General features: G+C 72.3%; 19 protein-coding genes. 13 read left to right on the top strand and 6 right to left on the bottom strand.

Features of this window, described 5'->3' with window-relative positions; genetic code table 11:
* Positions 1–110 precede the first annotated feature (110 nt).
* From leuS to holA, 5 genes are all read left to right on the top strand, one after another.
* On the top strand, positions 111–2594 hold the full coding sequence (leuS, locus tag J2X46_RS00425; protein ID WP_310245513.1) for a leucine--tRNA ligase: 2484 nt from the start codon (positions 111–113) through the stop codon (positions 2592–2594).
* Positions 2595–2623: 29 nt separating this feature from the next.
* A complete protein-coding gene (locus J2X46_RS00420; protein ID WP_310245510.1) occupies positions 2624–3481 on the top strand; it encodes a DegV family protein in 858 nt (285 codons plus the stop codon).
* Positions 3482–3629: 148 nt separating this feature from the next.
* Positions 3630–4448 carry a ComEA family DNA-binding protein gene (locus tag J2X46_RS00415; protein WP_310245508.1) on the top strand — a complete coding sequence of 273 codons (819 nt, stop codon included), beginning with the start codon at positions 3630–3632 and terminating at the stop codon, positions 4446–4448.
* A 3-nt stretch (positions 4449–4451) separates the two neighbouring features.
* Positions 4452–6719 carry a ComEC/Rec2 family competence protein gene (locus J2X46_RS00410; RefSeq protein ID WP_310245506.1) on the top strand — a complete coding sequence of 756 codons (2268 nt, stop codon included), beginning with the start codon at positions 4452–4454 and terminating at the stop codon, positions 6717–6719.
* Between the two features lie 12 nt (positions 6720–6731).
* Complete coding sequence (holA, locus tag J2X46_RS00405) at positions 6732–7718, top strand: DNA polymerase III subunit delta (RefSeq protein ID WP_310245504.1); 987 nt, start codon at positions 6732–6734, stop codon at positions 7716–7718.
* A 60-nt stretch (positions 7719–7778) separates the two neighbouring features.
* Here holA and rpsT read toward each other — a convergent pair whose 3' ends face one another.
* The 3 genes from rpsT to J2X46_RS00390 form a co-directional block, all read right to left on the bottom strand.
* Positions 7779–8039, bottom strand: a complete 261-nt coding sequence (gene rpsT, locus J2X46_RS00400) for a 30S ribosomal protein S20 (protein WP_310245502.1) — start codon at positions 8037–8039, stop codon at positions 7779–7781.
* A gap of 159 nt (positions 8040–8198) precedes the next feature.
* Positions 8199–9143 (bottom strand): phosphotransferase, encoded by a 945-nt coding sequence (locus J2X46_RS00395; RefSeq protein WP_310245501.1) that lies wholly within the window; start codon positions 9141–9143, stop codon positions 8199–8201.
* Positions 9140–10102, bottom strand: coding sequence for a phosphotransferase (locus J2X46_RS00390; RefSeq protein WP_310245498.1), 963 nt, complete (start codon positions 10100–10102; stop codon positions 9140–9142). The genes J2X46_RS00395 and J2X46_RS00390 overlap by 4 nt, the downstream gene beginning before the upstream one ends.
* Positions 10103–10243: 141 nt before the next feature.
* On the opposite strand from J2X46_RS00390, the gene J2X46_RS00385 reads away from it, so the two are divergent.
* Positions 10244–10774 (top strand): GNAT family N-acetyltransferase, encoded by a 531-nt coding sequence (locus tag J2X46_RS00385; RefSeq protein ID WP_310245495.1) that lies wholly within the window; start codon positions 10244–10246, stop codon positions 10772–10774.
* A 53-nt stretch (positions 10775–10827) separates the two neighbouring features.
* Here the strand turns inward: J2X46_RS00385 and J2X46_RS00380 are convergent, their stop codons facing one another.
* Positions 10828–11733 (bottom strand): DMT family transporter, encoded by a 906-nt coding sequence (locus J2X46_RS00380; RefSeq protein ID WP_310245493.1) that lies wholly within the window; start codon positions 11731–11733, stop codon positions 10828–10830.
* A gap of 108 nt (positions 11734–11841) precedes the next feature.
* Between J2X46_RS00380 and lepA the strand changes: the two genes are divergently transcribed.
* The 4 genes from lepA to J2X46_RS00360 are packed head-to-tail and all read left to right on the top strand — an operon-like array spanning position 11842 to position 16012.
* Positions 11842–13716: a translation elongation factor 4 gene (gene lepA / locus J2X46_RS00375; RefSeq protein ID WP_310245490.1), complete on the top strand. Its 1875-nt coding sequence runs from the start codon at positions 11842–11844 to the stop codon at positions 13714–13716.
* Complete coding sequence (locus tag J2X46_RS00370; RefSeq protein WP_310245487.1) at positions 13713–14210, top strand: HutD family protein; 498 nt, start codon at positions 13713–13715, stop codon at positions 14208–14210. The genes lepA and J2X46_RS00370 overlap by 4 nt, the downstream gene beginning before the upstream one ends.
* A 36-nt stretch (positions 14211–14246) precedes the next feature.
* Positions 14247–15155: an alpha/beta hydrolase gene (locus J2X46_RS00365; protein ID WP_310245484.1), complete on the top strand. Its 909-nt coding sequence runs from the start codon at positions 14247–14249 to the stop codon at positions 15153–15155.
* An 11-nt stretch (positions 15156–15166) separates the two neighbouring features.
* On the top strand, positions 15167–16012 hold the full coding sequence (locus tag J2X46_RS00360) for a helix-turn-helix domain-containing protein (RefSeq protein ID WP_310245482.1): 846 nt from the start codon (positions 15167–15169) through the stop codon (positions 16010–16012).
* On the opposite strand, the gene J2X46_RS00355 is transcribed toward J2X46_RS00360, so the two are convergent.
* Positions 15993–17081: a DNA glycosylase AlkZ-like family protein gene (locus tag J2X46_RS00355; RefSeq protein WP_310245481.1), complete on the bottom strand. Its 1089-nt coding sequence runs from the start codon at positions 17079–17081 to the stop codon at positions 15993–15995. The two genes, J2X46_RS00360 and J2X46_RS00355, sit on opposite strands and share 20 nt — an antisense overlap.
* Positions 17082–17083: 2 nt before the next feature.
* Positions 17084–17536 (bottom strand): XdhC family protein, encoded by a 453-nt coding sequence (locus tag J2X46_RS00350; RefSeq protein WP_310245480.1) that lies wholly within the window; start codon positions 17534–17536, stop codon positions 17084–17086.
* Positions 17537–17585: 49 nt separating this feature from the next.
* Here J2X46_RS00350 and J2X46_RS00345 point away from each other — a divergent pair, with 49 nt between their 5' ends.
* From J2X46_RS00345 to J2X46_RS00335, 3 genes are all read left to right on the top strand, one after another.
* On the top strand, positions 17586–18518 hold the full coding sequence (locus J2X46_RS00345) for an aminoglycoside phosphotransferase family protein (protein ID WP_310245478.1): 933 nt from the start codon (positions 17586–17588) through the stop codon (positions 18516–18518).
* A gap of 12 nt (positions 18519–18530) precedes the next feature.
* Positions 18531–18860 (top strand): hypothetical protein, encoded by a 330-nt coding sequence (locus tag J2X46_RS00340; RefSeq protein WP_310245475.1) that lies wholly within the window; start codon positions 18531–18533, stop codon positions 18858–18860.
* Positions 18861–18998: 138 nt separating this feature from the next.
* On the top strand, positions 18999–20819 hold the full coding sequence (locus tag J2X46_RS00335) for a long-chain fatty acid--CoA ligase (protein WP_310245473.1): 1821 nt from the start codon (positions 18999–19001) through the stop codon (positions 20817–20819).
* Positions 20820–20914 lie beyond the last annotated feature (95 nt).

The following is a 20914-nucleotide window of genomic DNA, read 5'->3' as shown; positions in this document are numbered from 1 at the left end:
TCTTCGACAGCCGCGCTGATCCGTCCGACACCCACCGGACCGACACGCGGCTACCCCTCCATGCGAGGGGTTTTTTCATGCCCGACCCAGCCTGACCCGAGGACAACGCCATGACGCAGGACACCGGAGCCCACGACGCCGAGCGCGCGACGTACGACATCGCCGCCACCGAGACGAAGTGGCAGCGCGTCTGGGAGGACCTCCAGCCGTTCCGGGCCGACGACGACAGCCCGCGCGAGAAGCGCTACGCGCTGACGATGTTCCCCTACCCGAGCGGCGACCTGCACATGGGCCACGCCGAGGTGTTCGCGCTGCACGACGTGGTGGCGCGCTACTGGTGGCAGCGCGGTTACGAGGTGCTGAACCCGATGGGCTTCGACTCCTTCGGCCTGCCCGCGGAGAACGCCGCGATCCGCCACGACGAGCACCCCGACACCTACACGCGGGCCAACATCGCGAAGTCGATCGAGTCGTGCCAGAAGTACGCCGCGTCCTTCGACTGGACGCGCACCTTCAACACCAGCGACCCGGAGTACTACCGCTGGACGCAGTGGCTGTTCCTGAAGTTCTACGAGCGCGGCCTGGCCTACCGGAAGAACAGCCCGGTCAACTGGTGCCCCAACGACCAGACCGTGCTGGCCAACGAGCAGGTCGTCGGCGGCGTCTGCGACCGCTGCGGCGCCGAGGTGACCAAGAAGAACCTGACGCAGTGGTACTTCAAGATCACCGACTACGCCCAGGAGCTGCTGGACGGCCTGGACGAGCTGGAGCAGACCTGGCCCGACCGCGTCGTCACCGCGCAGCGCAACTGGATCGGCCGGTCCGAGGGCGCCCACGTCGACTTCGTCGTCGAGGGCCGCGACGAGCCGGTCACGGTCTACACCACCCGCCCCGACACGCTGTTCGGCGCGACCTTCATGGTGGTGGCGGCCGACGCCGCGCTGGCCTCCGAGCTGGTCACCGACGAGCAGGCCCAGGCGCTGGAGGACTACCTGGTCGAGGTCCGCAAGGAGACCGACATCAACCGCCTGGCGACCGACCGGCCCAAGACCGGCGTCTTCCTGGGCGTCCACGCGACCAACCCGCTGACCGGCACGCAGATCCCGGTGTACGCCGCCGACTACGTGCTGGCCGACTACGGCACCGGCGCGATCATGGCCGTGCCGGGCCAGGACCAGCGCGACTGGGAGTTCGCCCAGGCCTTCGACCTGCCGGTGATCCGCACGGTCGAGCCGCCGGAGGGCTGGGAGGGCGAGGCCTTCACCGGCGACGGCCCGGCGATCAACTCCGCCAACGACGAGATCGACCTGTCCGGGATGGGCGTCGCCGAGGCCAAGACCACGACGATCGCCTTCCTGGAGGGCAAGGAGCTGGGCCGCGGCACGGTCAACTTCCGGCTGCGTGACTGGCTGATCAGCCGCCAGCGCTACTGGGGACCGCCGATCCCGATCATCCACTGCCCGGTGGACGGCGAGGTCCCGGTGCCCGACGACCAGCTGCCGGTGACCCTGCCGATGCTGAAGGGCATGGACCTGAAGCCCAAGGGCACCTCGCCGCTGGGCGGGGCGACCGAGTGGGTCGAGGTCGCCTGCCCGACCTGCGGCGGCCCGGCCACGCGCGACACCGACACCATGGACACCTTCGTGGACTCGTCCTGGTACATGTTCCGCTACTGCTCGCCGCACGAGGACACCCAGCCGTTCGACAGCGCCAAGGTCAACGCGTGGATGCCCTGCAACCTGTACGTCGGCGGCGTCGAGCACGCCGTGCTGCACCTGCTGTACGGCCGGTTCTTCACCAAGGTCCTGAACGACATGGGCCTGGTCGACTTCCGCGAGCCGTGGTCGGCCCAGCTGAACCAGGGCTTCGTGATCAACCAGGGCAAGAAGATGAGCAAGTCGCTGGGCAACGGCGTCAACCTGGGGGAGCAACTTTCCACCTTCGGCGTGGACGCGGTGCGGCTGACCCTGGTCTTCGCGGGTCCGCCCGAGGACGACATCGACTGGGCCAACATGTCGCCCGACGGCTCGCTGCGCTTCCTGCAGCGCGCCTGGCGGCTGTCGGGTGACGTCACCTCGGCGCCCGGCGTGGACGTCGGAGGCGGCGACGTCGCGCTGCGGCGTACGACGGCACGGACCGTGCACGACGCGGCCGAGCTGGTCGAGGCCTTCCGCTTCAACGTGATGGTCGCCCGGGTGATGGAGCTGGTCAACGCGACCCGCAAGGCCATCGACTCCGGCTGCGGTCCGGACGACCCGGCCGTGCGCGAGGCGACCGAGGCGGTGGCGATCCTGCTGTCCCTGGTCGCGCCCTACACGGCCGAGGAGATGTGGGAGCGGCTGGGCCACGAGCCCACCGTCGTACGCACCGGGTGGCCGACCGTCGACGAGGCGCTGCTGGTCGAGGACACCGTCACCGCGGTCGTCCAGGTCAAGGGCAAGGTCCGCGCGCGCCTGGAGGTCTCCCCGGACATCTCCGAGGCCGACCTGGAGGCCGCCGCGATGGCCGACGAGGGCGTGCAGCGCGCCATCGACGGGGCGACGGTGCGCAAGGTGATCGTGCGCGCGCCGAAGCTCGTGAACATCGTCGTCTGAGCCCTCCGTCTGCCGTTAGGGTCACCGCTATGCCTCGCGTGGTGGTCGTGACCGACTCGACCGCGAGCCTGCCCGCCGAGGTGGCGCAGGCTCGCGGCATCCGGGTCGTGCCGCTGCAGGTGGTGATCGGCGCCAAGGTGCTCGACGAGGGCCCCGACGGCGCGACGCCCGACGTGGTCGCGCAGGCGCTGCGCGACTTCGTGCCGGTGAGCACCTCGCGCCCGGCGCCGGCACTGTTCGCCGACCTCTACCGCTCCCTGGAGGCCGACGGGGTCGACGAGATCGTCTCGGTCCACCTCTCCGGGGAGATGAGCGGCACCTTCGAGTCCGCCCAGCTCGCCGCGCTCGAGGTCGAGCTGCCCGTGCACGTCGTCGACTCCGGGCAGGTCGGCATCGCGACCGGCTACGCCGCGCTCACCGCTCTCGACGCGCTGGAGGCCGGCGGGAGCGGGCAGGAGGCCGCCGAGGCCGCGCTCGCGCGTGGTCAGGCCGCCTCGTCGCTGTTCTACGTCGACACCCTGGAGTACCTCCGCCGCGGCGGCCGGATCGGCGCCGCCGCCGCGATCTTCGGCAGCGCTCTCGCGGTCAAGCCCCTCCTGGAGATCAAGGACGGCAAGGTCGTCCCGCGCGAACGCGTCCGTACGGCGTCGCGCGCACTCGCCCGGCTCGCCGACCTCGCCGTCGAGATCGCGGGTGAGCAGCAGGTCGACGTCTGCGTCTCCCACCTCGCCAACGCCGAGCGTGCCGAGGAGCTCGCGGCCACGCTCGCCGAGCGTCTGGCGCCCGGCCTCGACGGGCGCGAGGTGATGTGCGGCGAGCTCGGTGCGGTGCTGGGCGCGCACGTCGGGCCGGGCATGGTCGCGGTCTGCGTCTCGCCCCGGCCCTGACCCCTTCAGCGATCCCCGGCTGACCGGGGATCGCTGAACATGTCAGGCCGTGCACGGGCCGACAAGTTCAGAGAAGGCCTGACAAGTCTCTCCACAGATCGCTCGTCGCCCCTGTTGGGAGGACGTACGCCGTTCCTAGCGTGGAGGCATGCGTCGATCCCAGTCCTCGTCCGAGCACGCCGAGGCGGTGTCGCGACGACTGGCGACGCTGAGCGCCGAGCTCGCCGCCGTACGAGGAGAGCCGCAGGCGTCGACGCACACCCGCGTCCGGCCGTCCGAGGAGCCGCCCGCGCCCGTGGTGCTTCCGGTGCCCGGCCGGCACGCGTCGCGGCGGCTGCGGATCGGGCGGCTCCAGCTGGGTCCGGTGCACCTCGCCGTCGTCGCGGTGGTCGCCGCCGTGGCGGTCGGGCTGGCGGCGTGGTGGGCCGTGCGCGACCAGGCCGAGGCCGTGCCGCTGACCCCGGTCGAGTCCGCACCCTCGCCCCTTGCTGCGGTGTCTCCAGCGGAGCCCGGCGCTGGCGATCCGACGTCGGAGTCATCGGCCGACGTGGTGGTCGACGTCGCCGGCAAGGTGCGCAAGCCGGGCATCGCGGTGCTGCCGCCGGGCTCGCGGGTCGTCGACGCGCTGGAGGCGGCCGGCGGAGCTCGGCGGGGCGTCGACCTCACCTCGCTCAACCTCGCGCGGCTCGTCGTCGACGGGGAGCAGATCCTCGTCGGGGTGGCGCCCGCTGCCGGAGTGGCAGGCACCCTCGGCTCGTCCGCGCCGTCGGGCACGACGCTGGTCAACCTCAACACCGCCGACCAGGCCACCCTCGAGACGCTGCCCGGGGTCGGCCCGGTGACGGCCGAGGCGATCCTGTCCTGGCGCACGGAGCACGGTGGCTTCACCGCCGTCGACGAGCTGCTGGAGGTCGACGGGATCGGCGAGGCCACGCTCGCCGACCTCGCCCCGCTCGTGACGCTCTGACCCGTGCCCGACCTGCGCGCGGTCGCGCTCGGGGTGGGCGCGTGGGCCGGCGCGCTGCTGGTGCTGGTGCTGCCGGGGTGGACCGCCCTGCTCGCCGTGCTCGGGGTGATGTCGCTCGTGGTCCTCGGTGCGGCCCGGCGCTGGTGGTTCGCGGCCTGGTTGGGCCCGCTCACGGCCCTGGTCGCGGTCGCGGGCGTCGCCGCGCTCCAGCAGACGCTGGTGGCGACCTCGCCCCTGACCGCGCTCGCCGACGAGGGAGCGGTCGCCACGGTGCGGCTCGACCTCACCTCCGACGTGCGCGTCGTCGCCGGTCAGTACGGCGACCTCCAGGTCGTGCGTGCCCGCGTCACCCGGGTCGAGGGTCGGGGGAGCGCGTGGTCGCTCGACGCACCGGTCGTGGTGATGGCCGACGCCGAGTGGCCGAGGTTCGCCCTCGGCACGACACTCGAGACCTCGGCGCGGCTCGTCGCGGGGGACGACGACGTGGCGGCGCTCGTGCGGCCGCTGGGGGAGCCGCGGGTGGTCGCCGAGCCGGACGCGTGGTGGGACGCCGCCGCAGCCGTACGACGATCAGTGCGCGCCGCGGTCGCCGGGCGGGCCCCCGATGCTCGCGAGCTGGTGCCCGCTCTGGTCGACGGCGACGACGGCGGCCTCGACCCGGACGTCGCCGACGACTTCCGGACGACCGGGCTCACCCACCTCCTCGCCGTCAGCGGCACCAACCTCACGCTGGTGGTGGGCTTCCTGCTGGTGCTCGGGCGGTGGGCGGGTGTGCGCGGGCGGTGGCTGCGCGTCCTGGCGGTGGTGGGGATCGTCGGCTTCGTGATGACCGCCCGGGCGGAGCCGAGCGTGGTGCGGGCGGCGGCGATGGGCACGGTCGCGCTCGTCGGGATGGGGCGCAACGGCCGCTCGCGCGGCACCCGCGGGCTCGGCGTCGCCGTGCTGCTGCTCCTGCTCGTGTGGCCGCGGCTGGCGACGACGGCCGGCTTCGCCCTGTCCGTGCTGGCGACCGCGGGGATCCTGCTCCTGGCGCCCGGGTGGCGCGACGCGCTGATGCGCTGGACGCCGCGCTGGGTGGCCGAGGCGGTCTCGGTGCCGCTGGCGGCCCAGGTCGCCTGCACGCCCGTCGTGGCCGCGCTGTCCGGGCAGGTCAGCCTCGTCGCGGTGGCGGCCAACCTGCTGGCCGCGCCTGCGGTCGCCCCGGCCACAGTGCTGGGTCTGGCCGGCGGGCTCGTCGGCCTGCTCTGGATGCCGGTCGGAGAGCTGGTCGCGGCCCCGGCCGCGTGGTCGGCGGGCTGGATCATCGCGGTGGCCCGCTGGGGCGCCGGGATCCCGACCGCGGCGGTGTCGTGGGGGACCGGGCCGGTCGCGCTGGTCGTCCTCACCCTGCTGTGCGTGGCGATGGTGCTGCTTGCGCCGCGGGTGCTGCGGCAGCCCTCGACCGCGCTGGCGTGCACCGGCCTGCTCGTGGTGGCGATGCTGGTGCGGCCGCCGTCGATCGGCTGGCCGCCCGACGGCTGGGTGCTCGCGATGTGCGACGTCGGCCAAGGTGACGGCCTGGTGCTGCGAGCGGCCGAGCACGCCGCCGTCGTGGTCGACGCCGGTCCCGACCCGGTCGCGATGGACGCATGCCTCGACCGGCTCGGGGTCACCTCGGTGCCGCTGCTCGTGCTGACCCACTTCCACGCCGACCACGTCGACGGGGTCGCCGGCGTGCTGGAGGGACGACGGCTCGGCGAGGTCGAGGGGTCCTCGCTCCTCGACCCCGCGGAGGGCGCACATGAGGTGGAGTCCGTGCTCGGCCGCGACCCTGCATTGCCGTCGTACGGAATCACGCGGACGGTGGGCGAGGTGACGCTCCAGGAGGTGTGGCCCCGACCCGGCGCGACCCTCGACGGCTCCGGCGAGAGTGCCCCGAACAACGCCAGCGTCGTGCTCGTGGCAGAGGTGCAGGGCCTGCGGATCCTCCTCACCGGCGACGTGGAGCCGTCGGCCCAGTCGGCCCTTGCTCGCGCCCTCGCCGGGCTGCGGATCGACGTGCTGAAGGTGCCCCACCACGGCAGCCGGCACCAGGACCTCGACTGGCTGACCTCGCTCGGCGCGCGGGTCGCGCTGGTGTCGGTGGGGGAGGACAACGACTACGGCCACCCCGCCCCGGACGTCCTCGCCGCGCTCGCGAGCGCCGGGATGCGGGTGTGGCGCACCGATCTCTCGGGCGACGTGGTCGTGGTGGCACGGGAGGGCGCCGTCGGTGTCGTCGCTCGCGGATAGGGTGGGTGCACCATGGCACGCACCCCCACCGCCGCGCAGGTCCTCGGCCACGTCGTCCTCGTGACGGGCAAGGAGGAGTACCTCTCGGCCCGCACGGTCTCCTCGGTGCGCGACGCGGTCAGAGCCCACGACGCGGAGGCCGAGCTGGCCGAGTCGGCGGCCGCCGAGCTGACGCTGGCCTCGCTGGGGGAGATGTCGGCGCCGTCGCTGTTCTCCGCCATCCGGTGCGTCATCGTGCGCGGACTGGAGGACCTGCCCGACGAGTCGGTGGACGGCCTGCTCGACTACTGCGCGGCCCCGGTGGACGACGTTGCTCTCGTGCTGGTGCACTCCGGTGGTCCGAAGGGCAGCGGCGTTCTGGCCAAGCTCCGCAAGCTGGCCGCGGTCACCGAGGTGAAGTCGGAGGAGGTCAAGCCCAGCGAGATGCCGGGCTTCGTCACCTCCGAGGTCGCCTCGCACGGCGCCAAGATCGCCTCCGACGCAGCCACCTTCCTCGTGCAGGCCGTCGGCAACGACCTCCGCTCGCTGGCCGCCGCGGCCGACCAGCTCACCAACGACTTCCCCGGCGAGCAGCTCACCGTCGACAAGGTCCAGCGCTACTTCGGCGGCCGGGCCGAGGCCAAGTCGTTCACCGTCGCGGACGCCGCCTTCGCCGGCAAGCGGGCCGTGGCGCTGGAGGAGCTGCGCTGGGCGCTCGACTCCGGCACTGCCGGGGTCCTGGTCACCTCGGCCATGGCGGCGTCCGCGCGCAGCCTGGCGCGCTACCTCGGCGCCCCGCGCGGCGCCCGCGACGCCGACCTGGCCCGGGATCTCGGCGTGCCGCCGTGGAAGGTCCGCACGGTCCGCGACCAGTCCCGGTCGTGGACGCCCGAGGGCATCGCCGCCGCGGTGCGAGCGGTCGCCGTGGCCGACGCCGACATCAAGGGCCAGGCGCACGACGCGTCCTACACGCTGGAGCGGCTCGTGCTCACCGTCGCCGCCCTGCGCGACGGGCGCTGACACGCCCCTGAAATGCGAAACACCCGCCACGAGGGCGGGTGCTCAGCGTGAAGACGTGGCTCAGAGAGCGGCGGTCTTCTTGGCGATCGACGACTTGCGGTTGGCGGCCTGGTTGGAGTGGATGACACCCTTCGAGGCGGCCTTGTCGAGAGCCTTCATGGCGTCGCGACCGGCGGCCACGGCCGCGTCCTTGTCGCCCGCCTCGGAGAGCTCACGGAACTTGCGAACGGCGGTCTTCAGGCGCGACTTGACGGCCTGGTTGCGCTGACGCGCCTTCTCGTTCTGCTTGTTGCGCTTGATCTGGGACTTGATGTTCGCCACGTGTGAATCCTCGGAGCTAGAACTGGTCTGGAATGGAAGTCTGGTGCTTGTCGGCTGCCTGGCAACCCCGGGTAGAGGGTCGGGTGCCGGACATGCAGGTAGGAACTCTACCGGCAGGCCTCGTGCGCGCCCAAATCGCCTGAGCGTGCGTGAACGCGCTCAGCGACCGGTGCGACGGGCCACTGCTCCCAGCATGCGCCGGGACTCGGTGATCCGGAAATCGTTGAGCGTGGGGAGGTTCACGTCCACGGCGACCACGGAGCGTACGGCGAGGTGCGCACCGAAGCCGGCGAGGAAGGCCGTGACGACGTCGTCGCCCGCCTCGCGAAGGGTGGGGGAGGAGGCGAGCGAGCCGTCGAACCACGACTCGTCGACCCGCTCGAGGCGCGCCAGCAGGGGGTCTGCCCACGCAGGGCCGCGGGCCGCCACGCCCCAGTCGACGAAGACGACCTCGCCGCTCGGTCGGCGCAGCAGGTTGTCGACCCGGATGTCCCAGTGCACGACGTGCGGCATCGGCCGGGCAGCGTGCTCGCGGAGCACCTCCGCCCAGCCGTCGGGGTCGCCGCGGAGCCAGTCGGGCACCGGGGTCGCGGCCGGGGCGTCGACGAGGCCGTCCAGTGACTCGGCCCACTTGCCGAGGACGTGGGACACGTCGACGAGGTCAACCGATGCCGGTACGTCGCGCTCCTGGAGCAGCGCGGACAGGCGATCGGTGCCGGCCAGGACCGCCTCGACCTCGTCGGGACGGGTGAAGTCGGGGTGGCGTCCCTCCACGTCCTCGATCAGCAGCGCGACCCACTCCCCGTTGTCGTACGACGCCAGCAGGCGCGCCCAGAGCTCGTGCTCGCCGAGGTGGGTCAGCACGCCGACCTCGCGCCGGAACAGGCCGGGGGTGTCAGGGTTGAGGCCCGAGCTGACCGCCTTCACGAAGGCGCGGGTGCCGTCGGCGCAGGTCACCCGGGTCGCGCAGCCGGGCGACATGCCGCCGACCTGCTCGGCGGTCGCCACGACGGGCGAGCCGAGGGTCGCCCCGACCCACTCCCGCACGGACTCGGGCACAGCGGCGTTCGGCAGCCGCACCCCGACCGCGCGGGGAGCGGTCACGACCAGCCCCGCCGCTCGGCGAGCCAGTCCCAGCACACCTCGCCCTGCCAGCGCTGGTGGTCGCGGAGGTGCGGCGAGGTCGGCGGCACCGGCAGCTCGCACTGGGTGAAGAAGTAGCCGACGTAGAGCGCGAGGTTGATGTCGAACGCCTCGGGGTCGACGTCGCGGAGCAGCCTCCGCGAGGCGATCACGGCGTCGACGTCGATGCCCTCGCCGCGCGGACCGATGAGCGCGGCGAAGGAGTCGAACCACGCGGCGCCGCGCACCGGCCAATTCCAGTCGCAGATCATCGCGCGGCCGTCGGAGTCGATGAGCACGTTGTCCGAGCGGATGTCGGTGTGGACGAGGGTGTCGCCGCCCACGACCTCGGCGTGGCGACGCGCCAGGGCCTCGGCCTCCGCGAGGTGGGCCGCGTCGAGGTCGGTGCGGTGCTCGCGAAGCGATGTCCAGCCCTCAAGCAGGGGCGCGAAGTCGGCCGCGGCCGGGTCGAGGTCGAGTCCCGCGGGCGGGGGAGTCAGCACCTCGGCCACCTCCTCGAGGGAGTCCAGGAGCGCGTCGAGCTCATCGGCCCGCCACGGGCGTCGCGGCGCCCGCCCGGCGACGTACTCGATGCCGAGGACGACCCAGTCGTCGTCGAGGTGCCACAGCAGCCGGGGTGCCGGCACGCCGGTCGGCAGCGCGACGAGCTTTCGCGCCTCCTCGCGGTAGGAGTCGGCGAAGGCGCGCTGGGCCTTGACCGAGGCGGCCTTCACGAAGTGCCGCGAGCCGTCCTCGCACACCAGGACGGAGGCGAAGCCGGGGGTGAAGCCGCTCGTCTGGGAGATCGCCGTGACGACGGGCGAGCCGCACTTGCGCTCGATCCACGCGCGGAGGTTGGGCGGGAGGAACGCCCACTCCAGCCGCCGGGCGGTCCTGTCGTGCGGGACGGGGTACGGCGCGACGGGTGCGGGGCGGGACATGGGCGGCATCCTTCCCCACGCGCTCGCCGACCACGACCGATATCTGAGGACGTGGTGGACGGATCCGACCTGGATCCACGACCACCACGTCCTCAGATATCGGGTGGAGCCGGTGTCCGGACCGGCGCTACAAATGGATCCATGCCAGAGCTCGTCCTGCCGACCACGTCCGTCCAGCAGTCGTTCCTCGAGGCGATGGACGAGTTCGTCGCCGAGGGCGCCGAGTTCAGCCAGACCGCAGCGTGGATCGAGCACAACGCCCCCGGCTGGCAGGACCCCGACGCTTTCGCGACCTTCGTCGACGCGGTGAAAGCCGACGCCGACGAGGACAACCCGCGCCCGTCCTTCCACGTGCCGTGCACGACGCTGTGGTGGGTCGACGGCGAGGACTACCTCGGCCGGATCGCCATCCGCCACCGGCTGAACGACTTCCTCCTCGACGTGGGCGGCCACATCGGGTACGACGTCCGCCCGACGCGGCGGCGCGAGGGCCACGCGACCGCCATGCTCCAGCAGGCGCTCCCGTGGGCCCTCGGCCTCGGGATCGACCCCGCCCTGGTCACCTGCGACGTGGACAACCACGGCTCGATCCGCGTGATCGAGGCCGCCGGCGGCGAGCTCGAGGACGTGCGCGGCGTGAAGCGGCGCTACTGGGTGCCGACCTCGGGGTAGTCCAGTGGCGAGTGGTCGTCCGGGACGGCTGCTGGCAGCCGGACGCCACTGGACTACGGGGGTGGGGCCACGGGCGTCGACCGCGTGCGCGTGGCCGCGCCGACGCCGACGACGGCGACCACGAGCCCGACGAGCTGGGTCCAGGTGAGCGTCTCGTCGAGGACGACCCACGCCATCACCGCGGTGACGGGCGGGCTGAGGAAGAACAGGCTGGCGGCTGCCCCGGAGCCGCCGCGGAGCACGAGCAGCGACAGCAGCACGAGCCCGATGATCGAGTTCACGATCGCGAGCAGCAGCACGGACACGACGGCCTGCGAGGTGTCGGTGACCGGCCAGGCGCCCTCGGTGGTCCAGCCGAGGACGAGCATCGGGGGAGCGGACACGGCGAACTGGACGGCCGCCGACCACAGCAGGTCGGGCTGGGCGCCGATCCACCGTTGGCCGAGCGTGCCGAGGCTGAGCGTCAGCATGCTCAGGCAGCCGATGAGGACGGCGACCGGCCCGCCGGCGTGGCCGAGGTCGGCGCCGAGGACGAGCAGCACCCCGACGACGCCGACGACGAAGCCGACGACCTGGAGCAGGGAGACCCGCTCGCCCAGGAGCCCGGCCGCGAGGATCGCGGTGAGCACCGGGCTGAGCGCGTGGAAGAGGGACGCGAGGGTGGCGCCGAGGCCGAGGTCGAAGGCGACGTACATCAGCCCGAACTGGAGCGCGTTCATCACCAGGCCGACGACCGCCACCCGACCGAGCGTGCCGCGGTCCATCCGGGTGGGCCGTCGCATCGCCAGGGCAAGCGCGGCCCCGATGATCGCGGCGAGGACGAAGCGCCAGCCGAGCACGGAGAAGGGCGCGGCGGCGTGCACGGCCGCCGGCCCGGAGATGTAGCCGGACGACCAGACGAGGACGAAGGCGGCCGCCGGGACGAGGGGCAGGTGGGACGAGTGTGGCGGCCGGGTCACGTCCGGCACGCTAGCGTCCGGCCGACGGCGGGCCGTCGCCGGTTCGGTGTGCCCCCGCCTGCGTGGAACAATGACCCGAGCCCGTCGTCGTACCCCTGAAAGCAGTCCGTGAGCCTCAAGAACGCGCCCCAGCCTGGCTCGACCGACCCGTCGATCATCCGCAACTTCTGCATCATCGCGCACATCGACCACGGCAAGTCGACGCTGGCCGACCGGATGCTGCAGCTGACCGGCGTGGTCGACGAGCGCGCGGCGCGGGCGCAGTACCTCGACCGCATGGACATCGAGCGCGAGCGCGGCATCACGATCAAGAGCCAGGCCGTGCGGATGCCGTGGACGGTCAAGGCCGACAACGCCGCCGGCGCCGAGCCTGGCACCTACGTCCTCAACATGATCGACACGCCCGGTCACGTCGACTTCACCTACGAGGTCTCGCGCAGCCTCGAGGCGTGCGAGGCCGCGATCCTGCTGGTCGACGCCGCGCAGGGCATCGAGGCCCAGACGCTGGCCAACCTCTACCTCGCGATGGGCGCCGACCTCCACATCATCCCGGTGCTCAACAAGATCGACCTGCCGAGCGCCAACGTGGAGAAGTACGCCGCCGAGCTCGCCGGCCTGGTCGGCTGCGAGCCCGAGGAGGTGCTGCTCACCAGCGCCAAGACCGGCCTCGGCGTCGAGGCGCTCCTCGACGAGATCGTGCTCCAGACCCCCGCCCCGGTGGGCGACGCCGACAAGCCGGCGCGTGCGCTGATCTTCGACTCGGTCTACGACACCTACCGCGGCGTGGTCACCTACGTCCGCGTGGTCGACGGCAAGCTCAGCCACCGCGACCGCATCAAGATGATGTCGACCAACGCGGTCCACGAGATGCTCGAGGTCGGCGTGATCAGCCCGGAGCCCGTCAAGGCGGGGGAGATCGGCGTCGGCGAGGTCGGCTACCTGATCACGGGCGTGAAGGACGTACGCCAGTCGCGCGTGGGTGACACGGTCACCTCCCAGCACCACGGGGCCACCGAGCCGCTCGGCGGCTACAAGCACCCCAACCCGATGGTCTACGCCGGTCTCTACCCGATCGACGGCGACGACTACCCGACGCTGCGCGACGCCCTGGAGAAGCTCCAGCTCAACGACGCGGCCCTGACCTACGAGCCGGAGACCTCCGGCGCGCTCGGCTTCGGCTTCCGCTGCGGCTTCCTCGGGCTGCTCCACATGGAGATCACCCGCGACCGGCTCGAGCGCGAGTTCAACCTCGACCTCATCTCGACTGCGCCCAACGTGGTCTACGGCGTCGTGATGGACGACGGCACCGAGCACGTGGTGACCAACCCCAGCGAGTACCCCGACGGCAAGGTCGCCGAGGTCCGTGAGCCGGTGGTCAAGGCGACGATCCTGGCGCCGGCCGACTACATCGGCACGATCATGGAGCTCTGCCAGCTCAAGCGCGGCAGCCTGCAGGGGATGGACTACCTCTCCGAGGACCGCGTCGAGATGCGCTACACCCTGCCGATGGGCGAGATCGTCTTCGACTTCTTCGACCAGCTGAAGTCGCGCACCAAGGGCTACGCCTCGCTCGACTACGAGCGCTCCGGCGAGCAGGCCGCCGACCTGGTCAAGGTCGACATCCTGCTCCAGGGCGAGCCGGTCGACGCGTTCAGCGCGATCGTGCACCGCGACGCCGCCTACGGCTACGGCGTGATGATGGCCGGCAAGCTCAAGGACCTCATCCCGCGCCAGCAGTTCGAGGTGCCGATCCAGGCCGCCATCGGCGCCCGGGTCATCGCCCGCGAGACCATCCGCGCGATCCGCAAGGACGTGCTCGCCAAGTGCTACGGCGGTGACATCAGCCGCAAGCGCAAGCTGCTGGAGAAGCAGAAGGCCGGCAAGAAGCGGATGAAGAACATCGGCTCGGTGGAGGTGCCGCCGGAGGCGTTCGTCGCGGCGCTCGCCACGACCCAGCCGGCGGAGAAGTCCGGCAAGAAGTGAGCGGTGTCGTCCGCAGCGACGAGGTCACGCCCCAGCCGTGGGCCAACGGCGGTGGTACGACGCGGGAGCTGGCGCGCGCGGACGACGGGGCCTGGCGGATCAGCCTCGCCGACATCGACGCGGACGGGCCGTTCTCGACGTTCGCCGGCCGGCACCGGTTGCTGACCGTGGTCGACGGCCCGGTGCTCGGCCTCGAGGTCGACGGCGAGACCCAGGTCGTCGAGCCGCACCGGCCCTTCGCCTTCTCCGGTGACGCGACGGTCGAGGCCTCCGTGCCCGAGGGCGCGGTGCGCGTGCTCAACGTCATCGTCGACCCGGCCGTGGTCTCGCCCTTCGTCACCGTCCTCGAGCTGGGCCGGTCCTCGGCCCTCCCGCTCGCCGACGACCAGGCTGCCTTCGTGGTGAAGGGCGACGGGGTCGGAAGCCTCGTGCTCGGACCGGGCGAGGTCGCCGGCCGGTGCACCGTCGCCGTGGTCACCCTCGAGCACGTCTGACCAATCCGGTCGCCCGACCGGCCGCGAAGCCCTCCCATGCGACTGGCTGACCGGCTCCGGGTCGAGGCGATGCGCGCGAGCGCCCGTTTCACGGTCCGCTACGGGGAGCACCTGCGGCTGGCCGGGAGCGAGCTCCCGTCACCGGAGCGCATCACGGTCCGCACGCGGCATGGCAAGGTCCCCGTCCGGCTCTACCGACCAGCCCCGGGCGCCCTTCCCGTGCACGTCCACTTCCATGGTGGCGCGTTCCTGATGCGCTACCCGGCGATGGACGACTGGTGGTGCCGCTACGTCGCGGCCACCGCAGGTGTGGTGGTCGCCAACGTCGACTTCGAGGTGGCGCCGCGCGTGGCCTACCCCGTGGCCCAGCACCAGTGCCACGACGTGGCTGCGGCGCTCGCCGCGGACGGTGCCGCTGTCTCGGTCGGCGGCTTCAGCTCGGGTGGCGGGCTCGCCGCGTCGGTCGCCCTCCAGGCACGCGACGCCGGCTCGTTCACCCCGACGCTCCAGGTGCTGGGCGTCCCGGCGCTCGACCTCGCCGCGGAGCCGCGCGACGGCGATCCCGGCATGATCTCGCCGTCGCTGCGCCGGCTCGTGCGCCGCACCTACTTCCCCGACCCCGCCACCCGGCGGGAGCCCTGTGCCTCACCCCTGCTGGCGCCCGACCTCTCGGGCCTGCCGCCGGCGGTGGTGCTGACGGCGGAGCGTGATGTGCTTCGCGCCGAGGGCGATGCGTACGCCGAGCGGCCCCGGGAGGCGGGCGTGCGGGTCGTGCACGACACGACACCAGGGGTCGACCACTACTTCCTCACCGAGGACCCCGTCCGGGCACGGACCACGATGGCGATGGTCGCCGAGGAGATCCGTCGCGCTGGTCAGGCCGGCGGGCGCCGCCCCGGGTCGCGGACGAGCCGCGCCACCAGGCGGTCGATCGCCGACGCGTGATAATTCGACACATGACGACCCCCGCGGTGCCGCGACCGGTGGAGCCGGTCGACCGGGCACACCTCACGGGAGTGAGCCGGCCGTCGCCGCCGATCCACCGCTATGCGCCGAGCGAGCAGCTGGCCGACCTGGTCGACCGCTACTGGATCCCGGTCTGGTCGCTGGCCAAGCCGTCGACGCAGACCACGCTCCAGCACCCGGTCTGCCTGGTGGTCGTGAGCAACACCTACGCCCGCTTCTACGGCGTCGCCCGCGGGCGCTCGAGCGTGACGCTGGAGGGCGACGGCTGGGCGGTCGGCACGATGTTCCTGCCCGCGGCGGGGCGGCTGGTCCTCGGCCGGTCGGTCGCGGACGTCACCGACCGGTGGATCGACCTCGACGAGGTGCTCCCCGCCGAGCACGCTGGGCTGGTCGACGAGGTGGGTGCCGCGATGGCCGACGACCCCCACGACCCGTCGTCGCACGCCGCCGCCATCGCGGCCACGGAGCGGTGGTTCTCCTCGCTGCTGCCGGTCGACGAGCAGGGGTTGCTGGTCAACCACCTCGTGGCCTGGCTGCGCGACCACCCCGAGGTCACCCGCGTCTCCGACCTCGCCGACGAGGCCGGCCTCTCCGAGCGCAGCCTGCAGCGGCTCGTCGAGCAGCGGCTCGGGCTCAGCCCCAAGTGGCTGGTGCAGCGCCGCCGGCTGCACGACGCAGTGGAGGCGCTCAAGTCCGGCACGACCGGGCTCGCCGACATGGCGGCCGACCTGGGCTACACCGACCAGGCCCACTTCACCCGCGACTTCCGCACGGTCACGGGGATGACGCCGGGGGAGTTCCTCAAGGACCAGCCCGTCACACCGCCTCGCGGGTGAGCGCCACGTCGGTGATGGTGATCCCGAGCCCGGTCTCCAGCGCCGCGACCGGTCCGTCGAGCTCGGCCTTGCGGGGCTTGCGGGTGCCGGCGAACCACACCACCTCCAGCGGTCGCCGCATCGCAGAGCCGGTGGCCCGCCAGTAGCCGGTGATCCGCCCGTCCACGAGCAGCGGCGGCAACACCATCCCGTTGGCGCCGATCCAGAGCCGGTCGAGGTGCTTCTGCTCGGCGAAGCGCACGCGCCCGGCCGGGTCGTAGCCGCACATCAGCGCGTCGAACTCCGGCAGCAGCCGGACGCCCTCCGGCACCCGCGGGTCCGGCGCCCCGGGGAGGGCGACGTACGTCCTGCCGTCGGGGCCCTCGTCGGCCACCAGCCCGTCGAGGTCGCCGAGCAGCTCGTCGACGACGCGCAGCCCGAGGCCTGACCACCACGCCACGTCCTGCCGCGAGGCCGGGCCGTGGCTGCGCAGGTGGAGGAGCACCGCGTCCGCGAGACCGGCGGCGACGACCGGCGGGAGCGTGCGGTACTCCGGCGCCCCCTGTCCGGCCCAGTCGCCGTTGACCGGTCGCCGCACCAGGCCGCCGTGCCCGAAGGAGAGGTAGCGGCCGGCGGCGTTGCTCGTCACGTCGTCGTGGCCCTCGTGCTCCACGAGCCAGCGGTGGAGGTGGTCCTGCAGGTCGTCGGGCGTGCGCCATTCGGCGGCGTACTGCTCCGTGGCGTCCCACAGGTCCTCGAGGGTGGAGTGCTCGAGCTTGAGCATCCGCTGCCACAGCGTGCGCTGGCCGACCCGGGTCGTGGCGCCCAGGGCGGCGTACTGCTCGGGCGTCGCGGTGTGCACGGTGCCGCGGATGGTGCTGCCGCGCACGATCGCCCCGGAGTCGTACGACGCCTCGACCTCCGCGCGCGTCGTGCCCGGGAAGCGCGCGGCGAGGCCGAGGAACGGCGAGCGCGCGGTCTGCGCCTGGATCGGCCCGACCTGGGTGAGCCGTCCGGCGACGTCGGGTGCGGGATCGGGGAACTGGCGCGCGAGCGCCGCCGCCGCGAGGTCGTCCCAGGAGAGCGCCACGCTCAGTCGCGCATCGGACCGCCGGGGCGGTCGTAGGACTCGGCGACGATCTCCGCGACGACCGAGAGCGCGATCTCGCCCGGCCCCTTGCCGCCCAGGTTGTGCCCGGCCGGGACGTGGAGCGCCGAGACGTCGACCCCCTCCTCGACCAGCTCGTCGAGCACCGTCACGGCGCGGCGACGGCTCGCCATCATCGCGACGTAGGACGCCTCCGAGGCGAGCGCCGCCCGCAGCACCGCCGGGGCGTCGGGCGCGTCGTGGTCGCAGAGCACCACGGCGTCACCGGCCTCCGGGGCCAGGCCGGGGCCGCCGTCGTCGGCCGGCTCGACGACCACGTCACGGCCGACGGTGGCGGCGATGACCGCGATCGCCCGCGAGATCGGGTTGTCGCTGAGGACCAGGATCCGACCGTGGGTGGGCCCGTCGTCCGACCACGGCTGCTGACGCTCGCTCATGCGCGTACTCGCTGACGCTCTGTCATGGCCGCCACCCTAGGCTCGCCGCATGCCCGTCACCATCCCTCCGGGACTGCTGTCGCAGCGCGACCTAGGAGACGACTGGGGGCGGTGGCTCGACCGGCTGCCGCGGCTGACCGCCGACCTCCTCGACGACTGGCACCTCACGCCGACCGGCGAGGCGCTGCACGGCTACTGCTCGCTCGTCGTGCCGGTGACCGACGCCGACGGCCGCCCGGCCGGGCTCAAGGTCACCTTCGACGGCGACGACGAGTCGCTGCACGAGGGGATCACGCTGCAGCGGTGGGGTGGGCGCGGCGCCGTGCACCTCGCCCGGGCCGACCCGCGCCGCCGCGCGCTCCTGCTCGACTGGCTGCCCGGCCCCGACCTCGCCGACACGTGGGACGTCGAAGCGTGCGAGGTCGTCGGCGGGCTCTACCGCCAGCTCCACGTGCCCGCCCTCCCGCAGCTCGCGAGCGTGGCGTCGTACGTCGAGAGGTGGCTGCGCGAGCTCGACGGGCTCGGCCGCGACGTGCCGATCCCGCGGCGCTACGTGGAGCAGGCGCTGTCGCTCGGACCCGACCTCCTCGCCGACGACCGGCCGCAGGTCGTGGTGCACGGCGACCTCCACTACTTCAACGTGATGGCCGACGCCGCGGGGGAGTGGCTGGCGATCGACCCCAAGCCGATGGCCGGCGACCCGCACTACGAGCCCGCGCCGATGCTGTGGAACCGGATGGACGAGCTCAGCGGGCCTGGCGCGGTGGGGTCCGTGCGCGACGGGCTGCGCCGGCGCTTCCATGCGCTCGTCGACGCCGCCGGGCTGGACGAGGACCGGGCCCGCGACTGGGTCGTGGTCCGGATGGTCATCAACGCGGGGTGGTCGGTGCAGGACGCGCGCGAGGCCGGCCGCGCGCTCAGCAGCGACGAGCAGGAGTGGATCACGCGCTGCATCGCGATCACCAAGGCCGTGCAGGACTGACAGACTGCCGGCATGGCGAGCTGGCAGGACGTCGAGCGCCTCGCCCTGGCACTGCCGGGGGCGCGGACCGGGCTGTCGCACCGAGGCGACCCGGCCATCGAGGTCGGGCGGCACCCCTTCGCCCGGCTGCGCTGGGACGACGACGGCCGCGAGCTCCTGCAGTACTGGTCGATGGACCTGGACTCGGCCGCCGCCCTGGCCGACCGGTCCGACACCTTCGTCCGCATCGACACGTTCAAGGTCAAGGCCTCGATCTGGGCGCGCCTGGACCGGTTGGACGAGACCGAGCTGGGCGAGCTGCTGGAGGAGTCGCACCGCGCCAGGAGGGGCGTGCGACGCTGATCACGGTCCGTGGTCCGGACAGATGGCGAGTTTGCTACCACCCGGTAAACAAAGTGATCTAGGTTACAGCCCAAGTCAGCAGCCAGCCCCGCTGTGTGGCGCGGTCGCGTCACGCTCCGACGAATGAGTAGGTCACAGATGCCGATCACCATCGACACCGCCTTCCTCGACACCATGCCGGCCAACGTGGCCGTCCAGTTCTTCGATCGCGTCGCCGCCACCCCCGAGGCCGAGGCCTTCCGCTTCCCGCGTGGCGAGGCCTGGGAGTCCGTGACCTGGAAGCAGGCCGGCGACAAGGTAGAGGCCCTCGCAGCCGGACTGATCGCGCTCGGCGTGCAGCCGGAGCAGCGCGTCGGCATCGCCTCCGGCACCCGCTACGAGTGGATCCTCGCCGACCTCGCGATCATGTGCGCCGCCGGCGCGACGACCACGGTCTACCCCAGCACCAACGCCGAGGACACGACGTACATCCTGGGTGACTCCGAGAGCCACGTGGTCTTCGCCGAGGACGACGAGCAGCTCGCCAAGCTCTCCGCCCACCGCTCCGAGCTGCCCCACGTCAGCAAGGTCGTCACCTTCGACGGCAAGGCCGACGGCGACTGGGTCATCACCCTCGACGACCTCGCCGCGCTGGGCACGAAGCTGCTCGCCGAGCAGCCCGACGTGGTGCGTACGACGTCGCAGGCGATCCGTCCCGACCAGCTCGCCACCCTGATCTACACCTCCGGCACCACCGGCCGTCCCAAGGGCGTGCGGCTGCGCCACTCGTCGTGGGTCTACGAGGGCGAGGCCATCCGCGCGCAGGGCATCCTCGGTCCCGAGGACCTCGAGTTCCGCTGGCTGCCGATGGCGCACTCCTTCGGCAAGGTGCTCATGTCGACGCAGATGGCGTGCGGCTTCGCGGCGGCCATCGACGGCCGCGTCGACAAGATCGTCGACAACCTCGGCGTCGTGAAGCCGACCTTCATGGGTGCGGCGCCGCGCATCTTCGAGAAGGCCCACGGCCGCATCGTCACGATGCAGGCGGCCGAGGGCGGGGCCAAGGAGAAGATCTTCAAGAGCGCCTTCAAGGTCGGCCTCGAGGTCGAGCGGCTCAAGCGCGAGGGCAAGTCGATCCCGCTGCCGCTGAAGGTCCAGCACGGCCTGTTCGACAAGCTGGTCTTCACCAAGATCCGCGACCGCTTCGGTGGAAACGTCCGCTTCTTCATCTCCGGTGCGGCGGCGCTCAACCAGGACATCGCCGAGTGGTTCGGAGCGGCCGGCATCAAGATCCTCGAGGGCTACGGCCTCACCGAGACCTCGGCCGGCTCCTTCGTCAACCACCCCGACCACAACAAGTTCGGCACCGTCGGCCCGGTCTTCCCGGGCAGCGAGGTCAAGCTGGGCGACAACGACGAGATCATGATCAAGGGTCCCGGCGTGATGGACGGCTACCACAACCTCCCGGAGGAGACGGCGAAGACGCTGACCTCCGACGGCTGGCTGCACACCGGCGACAAGGGTGCCCTCGACGAGGAGGGCCGCCTGGTCATCACCGGTCGCATCAAGGAGCTCTTCAAGACCTCCGGCGGCAAGTACATCGCTCCGCCGGCGATCGAGTCGAAGTTCAAGGCGGTGTGCCCCTACGCCAGCCAGTTCATGGTGTTCGGCAACGAGCGCAACTACTGCGTCGCGCTCGTGACCCTCGACCCCGACGCGATGGCCGGCTGGGCCGACGAGAACGGCATGAGCGGGAAGTCGTACACCGAGGTCGTGCAGTCCGACGCCGTTCAGAAGATGGTCGGCGACTACGTCGAGGAGCTCAACAGCCACCTCAACCGCTGGGAGACCATCAAGAAGTGGAAGCTGCTCGACCACGACCTCACGGTCGAGTCCGGTGAGCTGACCCCCTCGATGAAGGTCAAGCGCAACGTCGTCGAGGACAACCACAAGGCGCTGATCGACGAGATGTACGCGTAGCCGGAGGCCAGCGCCCCCACAGGGAGCGCACAGGTTGCACCGGTCGAATGGGTGCCAGTGGGAGACCACCGGCACCCATTCACCATTTCACTGCC

This window comes from Nocardioides sp. BE266 (assembly GCF_031457855.1).
In the GTDB taxonomy this organism is placed as follows: Bacteria; Actinomycetota; Actinomycetes; order Propionibacteriales; family Nocardioidaceae; genus Nocardioides.
Note: the sequence above shows the minus strand (reverse complement) of the source record. Positions and strands in the feature narration are given on the sequence as shown.

What these genes read in the sequence shown, in the direction of transcription:
- leuS (WP_310245513.1), top strand. Translation starts at nt 111, where the DNA reads ATGACGCAGGACACCGGAGCCCACGACGCCGAGCGCGCGACGTACGAC.
- J2X46_RS00420 (WP_310245510.1), top strand. Translation starts at nt 2,624, where the DNA reads ATGCCTCGCGTGGTGGTCGTGACCGACTCGACCGCGAGCCTGCCCGCC.
- J2X46_RS00415 (WP_310245508.1), top strand. Translation starts at nt 3,630, where the DNA reads ATGCGTCGATCCCAGTCCTCGTCCGAGCACGCCGAGGCGGTGTCGCGA.
- holA (WP_310245504.1), top strand. Translation starts at nt 6,732, where the DNA reads ATGGCACGCACCCCCACCGCCGCGCAGGTCCTCGGCCACGTCGTCCTC.
- J2X46_RS00390 (WP_310245498.1), bottom strand. Translation starts at nt 10,102, where the DNA reads ATGTCCCGCCCCGCACCCGTCGCGCCGTACCCCGTCCCGCACGACAGG.
- J2X46_RS00385 (WP_310245495.1), top strand. Translation starts at nt 10,244, where the DNA reads ATGCCAGAGCTCGTCCTGCCGACCACGTCCGTCCAGCAGTCGTTCCTC.
- J2X46_RS00365 (WP_310245484.1), top strand. Translation starts at nt 14,247, where the DNA reads ATGCGACTGGCTGACCGGCTCCGGGTCGAGGCGATGCGCGCGAGCGCC.
- J2X46_RS00360 (WP_310245482.1), top strand. Translation starts at nt 15,167, where the DNA reads ATGACGACCCCCGCGGTGCCGCGACCGGTGGAGCCGGTCGACCGGGCA.
- J2X46_RS00350 (WP_310245480.1), bottom strand. Translation starts at nt 17,536, where the DNA reads ATGAGCGAGCGTCAGCAGCCGTGGTCGGACGACGGGCCCACCCACGGT.
- J2X46_RS00345 (WP_310245478.1), top strand. Translation starts at nt 17,586, where the DNA reads ATGCCCGTCACCATCCCTCCGGGACTGCTGTCGCAGCGCGACCTAGGA.
- J2X46_RS00340 (WP_310245475.1), top strand. Translation starts at nt 18,531, where the DNA reads ATGGCGAGCTGGCAGGACGTCGAGCGCCTCGCCCTGGCACTGCCGGGG.
- J2X46_RS00335 (WP_310245473.1), top strand. Translation starts at nt 18,999, where the DNA reads ATGCCGATCACCATCGACACCGCCTTCCTCGACACCATGCCGGCCAAC.